The sequence below is a fragment of the Pectobacterium sp. S5 genome (assembly GCF_051707265.1).
Lineage (GTDB): Bacteria > Pseudomonadota > Gammaproteobacteria > Enterobacterales > Enterobacteriaceae > Pectobacterium > Pectobacterium polare.
In genome coordinates this window covers 45,054-58,869 of record NZ_JAULSZ010000003.1, presented here as the reverse complement: position 1 = coordinate 58,869, position 13,816 = coordinate 45,054, and the positions used below count along the sequence as shown (strand labels likewise).

Here is a 13,816-nt window from a genome sequence, read left to right as displayed (position 1 = left end):
AAACGAACGGCACTTGTCACTCGTGCTGAAGAGGTCCGCAATGAGCCGACCTCTACATTTGCATCCTCGGCAATAGATAGCCTATTTATAGAGTTGACTATCCCACGTGCTATCCATCGCTTTTTTATGGATCCCACCAGCATCTCCATCACGAGTCGCGAGACTAGACATGTGCTTGGTGAAAAATTCAAGCCCCATATCGATGGTTTGCCCATAAGTATCTCGGTTAAGCGTTACATTGGGTTTTAGTCCAAGGCGACTATTAAATTCCGCAATCTGGGCATCCGCAAGTTGGTTGGCTAAGGTAACCATTCCTTCAGAATCATTCAGCGCCTTTTCCAAGCGATTAATTTGTTCCCGGTTCAACCCATCAGTTTGCGTCACGAACAACGTTCCATCTTTATTTACACTGAAGCCAAAAAATGCCGCCTGTAAATCAGGATGTTCATCGGCAAGTTGCTCAAGGAAAGACAAGTACGTTTTCTCCATCTGATCTTGCACAGCAATACGATGGAGAATTGCCTCATCAGATTCACGAATACGATGATGTCCAGCAATATACTCCTCGATATTAATATCCGCAGAGGCTAATTGTCTGCGTCTGGCCAGTTCTTCTTCACTAGGTTGAACAACGCTCGCCCCTGCAGTCGTTCTAAGCTGCTCAGGTGTCGCACCATCCAACTTCGGTTTTGCGACTTCAGCCTGAAATTTAGCGAGCGCTTCTGGGCTTATCTCTACAACCTGACGTTCGATGTTTTTCTCAGTTAATACGACTTTATTATTCGTGACATTCTGTTGTTCAGCGTTGTTATTCAGTGCCAGGCTGCTTTGTCCTGACAATGTCGCTGCGTACGATCCCAAGGTAGAAATACTATCCATAATACCATTTGCTCCTGTGTGTCATCATTTTATGCTGTGCGGCAAGGTTTCCCTGCAAATGTGCTCAATGTGACATGAGTAATGTGTTTTCTCCTGCACCAACATCTTTCTGAACTGAGCCACCAGCACACCGAAAAATATGCTAACTACCGGATATAGGTATATCGCGATAGGTTATCTCAATATTCGCTTATCTTTGAATAAGCCTAATAAGGTAACTTCCCCTAAACGCATGATTTGGAACAGGCTACATTAGGACTGCATTATGCAACCCTAATAGAGTATTAACGGTTATTTTTCAGAATTCTTTATAATAGAAACTACATATTACTATTATAAAAATTAATCATTTCAAGGCTAACAATAAATTTATCGTTTAATACTCGCGACTAAAATCCACCTCGCCACGCAGCGCGTCATCGGCATGGAAGCGAGCAAGATTATCCAGAAATAATCGCCCCATCAGCCCCGGCACCATCGGTCCGGCAATGTGTGCCGTCAACGTCAGATTCGGTGTGTTCCAGAATGGATGACTGTACGGTAGCGGCTCTTGCCTGAATACATCCAGCACCGCGCCCGCAATCTGCGCATCACATAGCGCCGCCCGCAGATCATCATCCACCACAGCGCTACCCCGCCCGACATTGATAAACAGCGCCGAAGGCTTCATAGCAGCAAACAGACGGGCATCATAGATATCGGTGGTTGCTGAAGTGTCCGGTAGAAGGTTGATGACATAATCGGCCTTCGGCACCGCAGCGGGTAACTCCGCTAAGCTCATGATCCGTTTAAAATCAGGTCGCTGCCTTGGCGTACTGACTATACCGTATAGCTCAACGCCAAAAGGCCGTAGAAAGCCTGCAACCTCACAGCCGATTTCTCCCGCACCGACAATCAGCACGTTTTTATCCGCCAGCGATCCTGGCAAACGGTGATCCCAGCGCCGCTCTTCCTGACTGATTTGCCGTTCTCCCAAACGCAGTTCATGCCTGAGCATGTAGGCAATCACATATTCGGCGATAGGCTGCCCAAACACGCCAACGGCACGGCTTAAACGGTAATCACGCGGCAACTCATTGGCCAGCAGCGGTTTAAACCCTGCCCAGGTCGACTGTAGCCACTTCGGTTTGGCTCCCTGAGCCAGCAATGCGGCAGCGGTATCAGGTTCACCCAGCCAAATCGGGCAGCTCGCAGCCTGCTCTGCCGTACCGTTTGAGAGCACCAGCTCAAGCTCCGGTGCAGCATGATTTAAGACAGAACCAATCTCATCGGCTCGCGAGTCCAGCAGCAGAATAGCGGTCATAAGCACGTTCCTTAGCAGAGTGAGGCACCTTCAGCCTCACTCAGATCATTGTCGTCATTACGTTTACGATTAGGCAGAAGCCTGAATGAGCGACGTCAGTAGCACGCCGCGCTTCGCTTCCGATTTTTTCACCAGTGCAGCGAGCTTTTTGGTGTTGCCCCAGATGAGATATAAAATATGTTCGATCACGGCGGGTTCCCGCAGCCGCACTGCTTCGACCAGTTGTTCGAACAACGCGTCATCCTCTAACGCAGGCAACATATTCAATTTTAGGCTTTCTGTTGCATGGCTCAGGCAGGCAACCAGCGTCACCACGTTCTTCGCCGTCACGCTATGCTTATCGAAAAACGCACGAATGAAGGCATCCTGTACCGATTGATGCTCATCATCCACGCTTTCCATATACGCCTTTACGAGTGTGAAATACCCTGCATCGGTCAGACCCAGCCCAAATACCGCATAGCTTCCCGGCATGATGCACTTCTCACCTTCAGAATCGGCGTACCACTCAAATTCCTCAATCGCGGTACGCGCATAATCCTCAAGAAGCGGATAGTTCGATGCATATTGCAACGCGTTAGCAAAAAAACGATGGGTATCTGATTTTGCCAACCCCTTGATGGGAAGGTACTGTCGCACCGACGATTTCAGGACGATCTTGTAGCTCTTTGGAAAACCGAGCGTCAGTAAGCGCGTAATAAAAAGTAGCGCCTGCTCATACGCTTCGGCGCTTTCCTGACGAATACGGACGGTGATGGTCGAGAACACATCATTCGCCACGCATTCCAGCGATTCGTTCTTCAGGTTAATCTGCGCTTTCTCAAACGCACCACTTCCCTCTTCCATGATGCTTAACGCACGCGGGTAGCCCAACTGCTTCGCGATATCCAGATATTCCAGCGCCTGAGACTTACTGTAGGAAGGCTCATAACGCAGAATCATGATGGCGGCATAGAGGACGAGCTCTATGGGGTGAAGCGTTTGTGGATCCTGCAACGCCAGTGTGATCCCGGGCTTGAGGGTATAGATTTCCGGCTCAAAAGAATGCTCAGGCTGGGACACATCGCAATACCGCAACAGAAATTGCTGTTCTACCCACGTTTTTAATGCACCGATAATATTGCGCCGATGCTCCGACAACTCCGCATGCCCGGCGTTTCGCTGCTGAATTTGCTCAAATTGCGCCATGATCCAGTGGATATCCTGCGAGGAAAATAGTTGTACATCAAGCAGGTGACGAGCCAGAAAGAACGTTTGCAGCGACTCCGTCGGCGCATTGCCATGCGTCAGGTGCCGATCGGTATAGGCGTGAATAGACTCAAGTAGCCGCTGTTTTTTCACCTCATTGGTGAATGTAAACAGCGTAACCAGCAGGCGTCCCTCCGTTGCTGGGAAGATGGCACGGAAGCAAAACCGATAGTCAATCAGCGCCGTATCTGCCAGTTTCTCAACACGCTGCGCGATAGCCTGAGCCAGCACAGGAACGATACTTTCCTGTATCTGCGCGACGCTCAGTGCCCCTTTGCGGCTGCCGGGCGACAGCCCGTCGGCATCACTTTTTGATTCAGGGGATATCGACGTACGCCCCGGAGCATAATCCAGTATCAAATCGTCATGGATGCCAGCCTGCAATGTTGTTCGCGATATAATCTCATCAAGCCCCTCCCTTTGCTCCTGCGTATCAAACCATTTGTTGATTGCCGTAAGCGATTCATCCCGCATCGGCAGGTCGTGTTGTGGTGATACCCCAGTGTCGTTTGAATGCCTATCCGTCACTTTCTATTTTTCCTTATTATTTATCGCAGATGAAATGTTGCCCCAAAGCACGGTATTGATGAGATTTACCAACCGCCTCCACCGCCTCCACCGGAACCGCCCCCCGACGATCCCCTACTGGAAGAGCCTGAACCGCTGGAACTGCCGCCACCTCCACCGCCAGAGCCGGAGCTCACCACCGTTATCGACGAGGCGCTACACACGCGGTTGAACTGGGATATTCCGTTCCACTGCGTGTTGGAGAACACGTCAGAGGCCATTTGGTGGCTTTTCAGATACTGAGCAAACGTATTGGCCCAAGTTTCCCCCACGCCCAACGCCAGCGCATAAGGCAGCATACGTTCAAAATGAGTCACTCGCTCATCGGGCGGATACAACGTTTCATAACGGCGCTCTTCTGCGGCGCGGAGGTACAAGGTCATCCCTTTGGCTATGGCCAAACCATTCAACCCTTTCTGGGTATGGCGCGGGACGATACAGAAGAAACCCAGACACAGTAATAGGCTTACCGATAAGGCACCCTGATAGTCTGTCGGCAGTTGAGACGATGTCAGTAAGCGAAACAGCCCGAGACCAAACGGCAGCGTAAAGAGAAACCCGGCCACCACCAGAAAAAGCGAGGCTTTACTTTTCTCACTATTCTTTAGCAGCGCGGAAAAGCGTGCGTACTTAATTAATTGCAGACACAGCATCATACTGAACAGTAGGAAAGGCATGCCGATGACCGTGCTTATTGCCGTCCAGAGATTGAAGAAAAAGCCGTACAGCACCGGAACCAACAGGCTTAGCGCGAGACCCACTCTCACGGCTCCTGCAATCGATAAAAACAGCGTCGGGTTCATTTTTTCATAATGCGCCTCTTGAGCCTTGCGCGCCTTCTGCATTGGTACCGAACGCATACTGGTTTCCGTAATATCCAGTTTCTTCGTCTTGCCGGGAAACAAGGTGCTGAGGAGCTTTTTATCCTCAGGTGTCAGCTTCATAGACCCGATTTCAGGTAAGCGAGTGAGCCACTGCTCTTCTCGCCTCTGCGTCATACCACTTCGGCTTTTTCTCGGCTTATGGATGACTTTTGTCAGCGCAATCGCACGCCTGGCAACCAGATCCAAGACATCGCTGGAGAAAGCCACGTTATCGTAGGTTCGTTGACAGAGATAACGTACATAGCCGGGATAAATGCCATTGGGAACGCTATACAACGGCACGACTGCGGGTTTCGTTAAGCCAAGGGGGGTTATATGCTTACTCCACCAAAACAGGTAGTAAGCCACGATCAGAAAGGGAGGAAACCATAGTATCCCGCTTTTCAACGCGGGCGAGAGCCAATTCCCCAGCAGAGAATCCTCTTGCGGTGCCGGGGCGGAAGCCAGAATACTCCGCGGCCAGGTGTAGGCGACCGTTACGCCTTCCCCCGGATGCAGCGGTGCGAGCGTCTCGATGCTGCCATCAGTCAGAATACGGGCGTTATCGCCTTTCCAACCCACCGGACCGGTATAGACGTCAATCGATTGCAGACGAGAATCTTTACCGCTGGCGGAGAGAAACGCCGCTTGCTCCGGCAGGAGCAAGCGAAAACGCACCTGATTTATTGGATAACTCCAACCATTGCCGGTGACGTTCCAATACAGCTCATCCCAATCGGGAAAGCGGCTGAAATGGTTACTCACCTGATACTGAATACGGTAGCGATAGACTCCGGGTTGCAGCTGACGATCGGCACGACCAATCAGTAACTTAATCTGTTCACCCGTTTGCTCGATGCTGTAGCTTTCCGGCTCGCCATCTCGCAGCACCTGTGTAATCTGGTACGCCAGCCGGAACGTGCTGCCGTCCTGCCGATGCCAAACTTGCGGGAGCATGCGGAAAATCCCTCGTTTGACCTGCTCGCCGGTCGACTGAACCTGAATGGTCTCATCCACCAGCATGGTGCCATCCGTCTGGAAGCGAGCCTGCGAATCAAACAGCAAAATACGTTCGTCCGCCGTCTGCTGAGAAGCCGTCATTCCCGGCGCAACGCTAACCCCGGGGATAAACATCTTATCCAGCACGTTTGCCTGAACCAGAGCGCTCCACCCGAGTAAAACCAGCCAGCCGCAACGGCGCAGAGCGTCCACCCACCTTGCCATCACGTCACTCCATCCGTGGAACATCACCCTCTGCGGGATTCTCCAGTTCAAAGAACGTTTCGGTTTTAAACTGGAACAGGTTGGCGATTAACAGACCGGGGAAGGATTCCACCTGAATATTCAAATCCCGCACCGTGGCATTGAAATAACGGCGTGACATCTGAAGCTGTTCTTCAATTTCAGAGAGCGATTGCTGCAAGGCGAGGAAATTTTGGTTGGCTTTCAGGTCAGGATAAGCCTCTGCTAGCGCAAAAAAGCGCCCCAGCGTTCCTGAGTATTCCCGTTCATTCTGGGCAATTTGGCGCATGCTGCCAGTCTGATTGGCACGTTGACGGGAAATGGCTTCCAGCAGATCTTTTTCGTGCTGTGCGTAGCGCTTGACCAACGTCAGAAGATTGGGGGCTAGATCGTGACGGCGCTTCAACTGCACCGCAATGCCGCTCCAAGCTTCATCTTTAAAACGTCGCAGAGATATCAATCGGTTATAGGTAAAAATCGCCCAGATAACCACCAGACCAACCAGAGCTAAACCAAGATAAATTTCCATTTTAAACTGTCTTTTCGCTATGATAGAGAAGGAAAATCAACGCGTTGGTGTAAAGGCGCGACAAGGAATAGTACCGAAGAATAGTACTGCATTCACGCATCGTTGGTGACAGGAAATTACGATGGTTTGGTTTTTCTCATGATGTAGAGAAGGCGTGATAAATCATGTCATGACAGCCCCACAGCACGGAGAAATCGTGCTGTGGGGCCTAGGCCAATCAGGCGTTCAGCGTGGCGTTATCAATGACGAAGCGGTATTTCACATCGCCTTTGAGCATCCGCTCGTAGGCCTCATTGATTTCGTCAGCGCGGATAAGCTCAATATCGGAAACAATCCCGTGCTCGGCACAGAAATCCAGCATTTCCTGCGTTTCAGGAATGCCACCGATCATCGATCCCGCCACCGTACGGCGTTTCATGATCAGGTTGAACACGTTCGGAGAAGGATGCGGTGACGCAGGCGCACCGACCAGCGTTAGCGCACCATCGCGCTTCAGCAGAACCAGAAACGCATCCAGATCGTGCGGCGCAGCCACAGTATTCAGGATTAAATCGAAGCTGCCCGCGTGCGCTGCCATTTCTTCCGAGTTACGAGACACCACGACTTCGTTTGCACCCAGCGCCTTGGCATCTTCACGTTTGGATTCAGACGTGGTGAACGCTACAACATAAGCACCCATAGCATGCGCCAGTTTGATCCCCATGTGACCAAGCCCGCCGATACCCACAACGCCGACCTTCTTACCCGGCCCGGCATTCCAGTGGCGCAGCGGCGAATAAGTCGTAATCCCTGCACACAGCAGAGGCGCGACCGCAGCCAGCTCCGCCTCGGAATGACGGACGCGCAGCACATAGCGTTCATGCACAACGATCTGCTGAGAATAGCCACCAAGCGTCCAGCCGGGCTCATCCGCAGTCGGGCCGTTATACGTGCCGACCATCCCATCACAGTAGTTTTCTAAGCCATCGTCGCATTCTTCACAGTGCCGACAGCTGTCCACGATGCAGCCAATACCGACCAGATCGCCCGCCTTGAAGGCGGAGACATGGGCCCCTACCGCCGATACTCGCCCGACGATTTCATGGCCAGGCACGCAGGGAAACTGTGTTCCTGCCCATTCAGCACGCACCTGATGCAGGTCCGAGTGGCAGATGCCACAGTACGCAATCTCAATCTGGACATCGTGGGCTCCCGGCGCACGACGGACGATCTGCAACGGTTCAAGAGGTTTATCGCCCGCATGGGCCCCATACGCATGTACAAGCATGGCTATTTCCTTTTCTGTTGAGAAACCGATCATGTTGAGAATCGATCATGTTAAGAAATCGACTATTTTCCTAAATCCCTCAGCAGGTAGGTATAGCATTCCGATGGTTTTCTTGCCTGATCCGGTAAATTTCCCCTTATCAGAGAGTAATTTTGGTGAACGCCAGAGACGCGCCTAACGCAATCAGCGCAACACCAATACCTTTGTCGACCCAATGTTGACGATCGATAAGTCGGCGGCGCATAGCCGGTGCAGCAAAAAACAGCGCAACAATACTGAACCAGACCCAGTGTGCCACCGACATGAATAACCCGTAGCCAAAGTTATGGCTCATTGGGCTACCGGGCTGCACAACCTGGGTATAGGTAGCGACGACAAACAGCATGGTTTTTGGGTTAAGCGCGTTGGTGAGAAAGCCCATGCGAAACGCAGCAAGCGATGACGGCGCATGACCGGACGCTTCTTCTAATGTTATTTTTGTCGTATTGGTTAATGATTTATATCCCAGATAAATCAGATAGGACGCGCCCAAAATCTTCATCGCCATAAATAGCATCGGAGAGTTCACAATGAATACCGCGATGCCAAAAACGGTATACATCACGTGGATCTGGACGCCGCAGGCAATGCCAAACGCGCTGAGTAAACCGGCGCGCGAGCCAAAGGCATAGCTGTTGCGAGTCACCATAGCAAAATCAGGCCCCGGACTGATCACCGCCAAAATGGTGATCGTCGCGACGGCAATTAACTCATTCATTAACGTTTTCCTTGTTCGGCAAGCCATCACTTTTCACGATGATTTTGCACAGATGGGTAACAGACAGACTAAAGGAGGAATGCAAAAATCACTGACGTAATACGGCTAGCAAAGATGCGAATCCCACGACATTTCCTCATTATTTAGGCCATTAGGCTTTTTAAACTTGAAGGCAGTGTGATTATTCAGCGTTTGCATGTGGCAAAAAAGCGATTTATCTTGGTATAAATCTGTCAAATTTCATCGTGTATATGAAAATTCCCTCGTTAGCCTCTTTTCGCTTCTTTGAAGCGGCCGCACAAACCGGTAGCTTTGTTAAAGCCGCCGAGTCCCTGCATGTCACGCATGGTGCCGTCAGCAGGCAGATCAGATTGCTGGAGGATGCGCTGGGGGTTGAGCTATTTGAACGACGTAACCGCGCGATCTTTTTAAACGCAGCGGGCCGTTCTCTGCATACGGTCACGCAGTCCGTTTTTGAACAGCTCGAAGGCGCAGTTTATCGGCTACAGCAAGGTGCGCAGGATGACGTGCTGACGCTGTCATGCGAACCCACGATTGCCATGAAATGGCTGATTCCGCGGCTACCGGCTTTTAATCAGGCGAATCCCGATATCAAACTTCATCTGGTGGCGGCGGGCGGGCCGATTGATTTTGTGCGTAGCGGCGTTGATCTCGCGCTGCGACGTGACGACTTTCACTGGGATCCACAAACGCATGGGGTAAAGGTGTGTGACGAATGGATGGGGCCGGTAAGTCGCGACAAAGCCGATCGCAAGGACAGTCTGGAGGGAATGCGTTTGCTCTATACCGGAACGCGACCAAAAGCGTGGGCAACCTGGCAACGACAGACGCATGTATCACTCAAAGGCAGCACCAGAGCAGACTATGAGCACTTTTATCTGTGTATTCAGGCGGCTGTATCGGGATTAGGCATGGCAATGGCGTCTTTCCTGATGGTGCAGGACGAAATTGCAAACGGGCAACTTCATGCACCGTATGGATTTGCGCGGGAGGGTTCTGCTTATTATCTGTTATCGCCCATCCCCCTTGAACAAAATGAGAAGTACGTACGATTTCATACCTGGCTAATGCAGGAAGTGTCCACCTGCCTTTCTGGGGTTGAAAATGCTTGTTAAAACCGCACTGGAAAGACAATGACAGCACATTCCCGTGAAGCCAATTTCACGACAATCAACATGATTATCGCCGCCTCACTCGTGGGGTTGGTCACAGGGTACACGCTGCCGCTAATCAGCCTTAAGCTGGCCGAGCACGGGCACAGCACGGCAACGCTCGGTATTCTGGCAGCCCTTCCAGCGGCGGGGATGATGCTATCCTCTTTCGTTACGCCGTGGCTCAGCCGCCACCTGCACGCCAGCTATCTGTTATCCGGCAGCCTGATCATTCTGGCAGCATCAACCGTTGCCTCGTGCCTGCTGTCAAACCCGGTTTCGCTCATTTTCCCTCGTCTGTTAACCGGGCTCGCCTCGGGGGTTTTGGTGGTACTGGGAGAAACCTGGGTCACCAGCCGGGCGTCAGACAAACACAAAGCGACGCTGACGGGGCTTTATGCCGCCGTTTTCACAGGATGTCAGCTGATAGGGCCACTGCTCATTGCCGCTGGCGAGCCGATGCAAACCTATGCGCTATGGCTGATTTGCGCGATATCCGCCGCGTGTGCGTTCATGCTGAGAAACTGCGCCACGATGGTTCAGGCAGATGAATCGTCTTCATCGTCTTATCGAGATCTTGTCCCTTTTCTCCCGGCAATCGCCTCTGGCGTGCTCTGCTTCTCCTTCTTCGATGCCAGTATCCTTTCGCTCTTTCCGCTTTACGGCATGGAACAGGGCTTGGACGAAAAATCCGCGATCTTACTGGTCACACTCATTTTTCTGGGCGATGCCGTATTTCAGACGCCGATTGGCTGGCTGGCAGACAAATGCGGCATCATCAAAATCCACATCAGCTGCGGAATCCTTTTCTGTGTGATGCTGGTCTTGATCACCTTCTCGTTCTCCTCCCCTTCACTTCTGGTCCCCGTCTGTATCGTATTGGGCGCAGCGGCAGGCGGGCTTTACACGCTGTCTCTGGTTCGAGCGGGTCAGAAATTTGCCGGTCAGCGGCTGATTGTGATGAATTCACTTCTGGGGCTGGTGTGGTCTGCTGGCAGTATCAGCGGGCCGCTCTTCTCTGGTGCCGCCATCACGTTTTACGGATACGACGGCCTCATCGCCATCTTGCTGCTAACCGGCGTGCTGTTTGTCGGCATACAGGGCGTATTAAGAAAAGAACGCGTATCGCGCTCGTTGGGTGAAGAGTAAATATAGAAATCTGGCTCACCAAACCTGCTACGGCTTGGGAGCCAGAAATAGATGCGCCAGATGGGCTACTTAGGCAGCCATTTCGCGTTTGAACACCGCCAACGTGTGTGCTTTGACGCGGATAAACTCAGGATCGCTCATCGCCTCTGCACCGCGCGGGCGCGCCAAATTGAACGGAATAATCTCCGACACCGTCGTTGGCCGGCGCGTCAGCAGCAGGATTTCATCCGCCAGGAATACCGCATCTTCTAAATCGTGTGACACGATGACCATCGTCACACCGGTCGCCACCTGAACTTCTTGCAGCTTGTCACGGATGAACAGCGTCATTTCAAAATCCAGCGCGGAGAACGGCTCATCCAAAAACATGACCTCCGGCCCCGTCGCCAGCGCGCGCATGATACATACCGTCTGCTGCTGTCCACCTGAAAGCTCATACGGATAGCGCTGAAGATCGAAGCGAATATCAAACATCGCGATCAGCTCATCCATCCGCGCCTGAACGTCTTGCTTGCACATGCCGCTGCGCACCAGCGGATAAGCAATATTCTTCCAGGCGCTCATCCAGGGGAAAAGCGCATCACGATAGTTTTGAAACACATACCCAATTCTGGTTTCTGACAGCGTTTTGCCATCAAACAGGATATCGCCGCTATCGACGGGAATCAGCCCGGCAATCATGTTCATCAACGTCGATTTACCACAGCCATTCGGCCCGAAAATAGACACGATTTTGCCGCGCGGTAAATCCAGATTCAGATCGGTATAGAGCGGCTGACCCGCAAACGACTTGTTCAAGCCGCGAATGGTAACGTGGGTGTTCGGTGCCGGATAAGGCGGAAAAGCGGTATCCGGTTTTTCCACTTGCGCTGTATGAGATGTCATCATGCTTTGCCACTCCAGTGAACAATTCGTTTCTCTACCACTAAAAACAGGACGTTAAGCAGATATCCCAGTGCGCCCGTAATCAGAATCGAGGCGTACATATCCCGAATATTGAACACCTGCTGAGCATCAATGATGCGGTGCCCCAGCCCCGTTTCCGAACCAATAAACATCTCCGCGACAATGACGATCACCAACGCCATCGACACACCCGTGCGCAGGCCGACAAAGGTTTGCGCCAGACTTTCCAGCAGCATGATGTCTTTAAAAATATGCCAGCGAGAAATTCCCATGACCTGCGCCGCCATCAGACGGGTTTTCTTTGCATTCATCACGCCATAGGCGCTGTTGAACAGAATCACCAGCACAGCGGCAAACGCCGAAATGGCAATTTTATTCGCGTCGGTTATCCCGAAAATCAGCAAAAATAGCGGAATCAGCGCCGATGACGGCGTAGAGCGGAAGAAGTCGATCAAGAACTCCAGACTGCGGTAGATCTTTTCGTTGCTACCTAAAATGACGCCGAGCGGCACGCCAATCAGTGCAGCAAAACCAAACGCCACCAGCGTACGGTATAGCGTCGCACCGATATCGGTACGCATGCTGGCATCAGCGAAAGACTGGAACATATAACCCAGCGTCTCGACGGGCGAGGGCAATAAGATAGGGTTCAACCATTTCGCACTGACGGCCAATTGCCAAAAGAGAAACAGCAGAATCGGTCCGACAGCGGGTAATAATTTAGACGTCCAATGCTGGCGCATAATCGAGCACCTCCCTTAAGGCTGATAAATCAGGCTGCTGACATCTACCGGCTGCCGGAAGATTTTTCTTTCAGTGAACACGTCATAAAACTTCTGGAACCACGCCAGATTGTCGCCTTTTAGCTCGTCGTACATGACAAACCCCGGCAAAGGCACTTCTTTACTCAGTTCGGCCTCAATGCTGGTGTAACCCGTGATGTGATCGCGAGCGGCTTCTGGATTCTGCTGAATAAACTGCACCGATTTGGCATAGGCCTGCGTGAAGCGTTTTGCATCCGCCGCCCGACTTTCGATAAAACCGCTATTTAACGCCGCCGCACCACCAAACCACGGCGCATCGGGGTTATCGAGTACATAACGCGAGACCACACCGGTTTCCAGGGTACGCGATAGCCCTTTCAGCCGGCCGACGGTTCCCGTAGGTTCCAGAGTATAAACACCGTCAATCTGACCCGCGGCCAGCGCAGCCACATGTTGCCCAACCGGCAATTCCGTCACGCGCAGCTCGTCCGCCGTAAAGCCATTTTTCTCCAGAATGATTTTGGTCATCACCACATTCTGAATACCCGGCCCACAGGCGATGCGCTTGCCTTTCAGCTCCGCGATACTTTTTACATCGCTGTTTAACGGCACCAGAAATTCATCTAATACCATCCGATGATTAGAAGGATTCGAGCAAATGATCTTGAACAGGCCGGGTGAGGTAATCGCTCCTAATCCCAATGCGCCGGTGGCCGTACCGTTGGCGCATCCGTGTATGCGGCCCGTGATCATCCCCTCGACAATCTGTTGCGGGCTGGCGAATTTCACCGCTCGCACATTCAACCCTGCTTCTTTGAAAAAGCCCCGCTCAACGCCCACATATAAAGGCAAGCCGCCCACAATCGGCCAGTAACCAATGCGGATTTCTTCCCCTTCGGCGGCAAAAGCCATTCCTGGCAGCAAGCCGCTTAGCGTCAACGCGCCCGCGCTAACTGCTGACCACTTCATCAACTGCCTGCGTTTACGATCGATCTTGTCATTGTTATTTTTCATTGTATTCCCCCTTCAACGGTGAGCTAACAACAGCCGATAACCACCAGCCTGAAAAAACCGATCAGGTCGATTGCCTGAGTCGCGCCATCTTGTACACAAGATGGTATGTAAGACTAAGCACAGGCCGTGCCATGTTTATTAGCGCCATAAAACCCC

General features: G+C 52.0%; 12 protein-coding genes. 2 read left to right on the top strand and 10 right to left on the bottom strand.

Going from position 1 to position 13,816, the window contains the following annotated elements; all coding sequences use genetic code 11:
- Positions 1-81: 81 nt before the first annotated feature.
- The 7 genes from QWJ20_RS12750 to QWJ20_RS12720 all read right to left on the bottom strand — a co-directional run bounded on the left by QWJ20_RS12750 (position 82) and on the right by QWJ20_RS12720 (position 8,655).
- Positions 82-879, bottom strand: coding sequence for a hypothetical protein (locus QWJ20_RS12750; RefSeq protein WP_433992685.1), 798 nt, complete (start codon positions 877-879; stop codon positions 82-84).
- A 376-nt stretch (positions 880-1,255) separates the two neighbouring features.
- Complete coding sequence (locus QWJ20_RS12745; protein ID WP_095700707.1) at positions 1,256-2,182, bottom strand: D-2-hydroxyacid dehydrogenase; 927 nt, start codon at positions 2,180-2,182, stop codon at positions 1,256-1,258.
- Between the two features lie 69 nt (positions 2,183-2,251).
- A complete protein-coding gene (locus tag QWJ20_RS12740; protein ID WP_433992684.1) occupies positions 2,252-3,958 on the bottom strand; it encodes a DUF6138 family protein in 1,707 nt (568 codons plus the stop codon).
- Between the two features lie 65 nt (positions 3,959-4,023).
- On the bottom strand, positions 4,024-6,084 hold the full coding sequence (locus tag QWJ20_RS12735) for a DUF2207 domain-containing protein (protein ID WP_433992683.1): 2,061 nt from the start codon (positions 6,082-6,084) through the stop codon (positions 4,024-4,026).
- Between the two features lie 4 nt (positions 6,085-6,088).
- Positions 6,089-6,631 carry a LemA family protein gene (locus tag QWJ20_RS12730; RefSeq protein ID WP_130621362.1) on the bottom strand — a complete coding sequence of 181 codons (543 nt, stop codon included), beginning with the start codon at positions 6,629-6,631 and terminating at the stop codon, positions 6,089-6,091.
- 217 nt (positions 6,632-6,848) lie between these two features.
- Positions 6,849-7,898, bottom strand: a complete 1,050-nt coding sequence (locus QWJ20_RS12725; protein ID WP_095700709.1) for an NAD(P)-dependent alcohol dehydrogenase — start codon at positions 7,896-7,898, stop codon at positions 6,849-6,851.
- A gap of 139 nt (positions 7,899-8,037) precedes the next feature.
- Positions 8,038-8,655, bottom strand: a complete 618-nt coding sequence (locus QWJ20_RS12720; RefSeq protein WP_095700710.1) for a LysE family translocator — start codon at positions 8,653-8,655, stop codon at positions 8,038-8,040.
- Between the two features lie 251 nt (positions 8,656-8,906).
- Here QWJ20_RS12720 and QWJ20_RS12715 point away from each other — a divergent pair, with 251 nt between their 5' ends.
- Together QWJ20_RS12715 and QWJ20_RS12710 are read left to right on the top strand one after the other, a co-directional pair.
- Entirely contained in the window at positions 8,907-9,791 is an 885-nt protein-coding gene (locus QWJ20_RS12715; protein WP_095700711.1) for a LysR substrate-binding domain-containing protein, read from the top strand.
- Positions 9,792-9,809: 18 nt separating this feature from the next.
- On the top strand, positions 9,810-10,976 hold the full coding sequence (locus tag QWJ20_RS12710; RefSeq protein WP_433992682.1) for an MFS transporter: 1,167 nt from the start codon (positions 9,810-9,812) through the stop codon (positions 10,974-10,976).
- Between the two features lie 69 nt (positions 10,977-11,045).
- On the opposite strand, the gene QWJ20_RS12705 is transcribed toward QWJ20_RS12710, so the two are convergent.
- Genes QWJ20_RS12705 through QWJ20_RS12695 form a run of 3 tightly spaced genes read right to left on the bottom strand, consistent with a single transcriptional unit; the run spans position 11,046 to position 13,660 of the window.
- A complete protein-coding gene (locus QWJ20_RS12705) occupies positions 11,046-11,864 on the bottom strand; it encodes an ABC transporter ATP-binding protein (RefSeq protein ID WP_433992681.1) in 819 nt (272 codons plus the stop codon).
- Positions 11,861-12,625 carry an ABC transporter permease gene (locus QWJ20_RS12700; RefSeq protein WP_095992971.1) on the bottom strand — a complete coding sequence of 255 codons (765 nt, stop codon included), beginning with the start codon at positions 12,623-12,625 and terminating at the stop codon, positions 11,861-11,863. Before QWJ20_RS12700 ends, QWJ20_RS12705 begins: the two co-directional genes overlap by 4 nt.
- A 15-nt stretch (positions 12,626-12,640) precedes the next feature.
- Positions 12,641-13,660 (bottom strand): ABC transporter substrate-binding protein, encoded by a 1,020-nt coding sequence (locus QWJ20_RS12695; protein ID WP_433992680.1) that lies wholly within the window; start codon positions 13,658-13,660, stop codon positions 12,641-12,643.
- Positions 13,661-13,816: the final 156 nt, after the last annotated feature.

Bases quoted from the DNA above. Each gene is read 5' to 3' on its own strand.
- QWJ20_RS12695 (WP_433992680.1), bottom strand. From the start codon at position 13,660: ATGAAAAATAACAATGACAAGATCGATCGTAAACGCAGGCAGTTGATG.
- QWJ20_RS12750 (WP_433992685.1), bottom strand. From the start codon at position 879: ATGGATAGTATTTCTACCTTGGGATCGTACGCAGCGACATTGTCAGGA.
- QWJ20_RS12730 (WP_130621362.1), bottom strand. From the start codon at position 6,631: ATGGAAATTTATCTTGGTTTAGCTCTGGTTGGTCTGGTGGTTATCTGG.
- QWJ20_RS12720 (WP_095700710.1), bottom strand. From the start codon at position 8,655: ATGAATGAGTTAATTGCCGTCGCGACGATCACCATTTTGGCGGTGATC.
- QWJ20_RS12700 (WP_095992971.1), bottom strand. From the start codon at position 12,625: ATGCGCCAGCATTGGACGTCTAAATTATTACCCGCTGTCGGACCGATT.
- QWJ20_RS12725 (WP_095700709.1), bottom strand. From the start codon at position 7,898: ATGCTTGTACATGCGTATGGGGCCCATGCGGGCGATAAACCTCTTGAA.
- QWJ20_RS12745 (WP_095700707.1), bottom strand. From the start codon at position 2,182: ATGACCGCTATTCTGCTGCTGGACTCGCGAGCCGATGAGATTGGTTCT.
- QWJ20_RS12735 (WP_433992683.1), bottom strand. From the start codon at position 6,084: ATGGCAAGGTGGGTGGACGCTCTGCGCCGTTGCGGCTGGCTGGTTTTA.
- QWJ20_RS12710 (WP_433992682.1), top strand. From the start codon at position 9,810: ATGACAGCACATTCCCGTGAAGCCAATTTCACGACAATCAACATGATT.
- QWJ20_RS12715 (WP_095700711.1), top strand. From the start codon at position 8,907: ATGAAAATTCCCTCGTTAGCCTCTTTTCGCTTCTTTGAAGCGGCCGCA.
- QWJ20_RS12705 (WP_433992681.1), bottom strand. From the start codon at position 11,864: ATGATGACATCTCATACAGCGCAAGTGGAAAAACCGGATACCGCTTTT.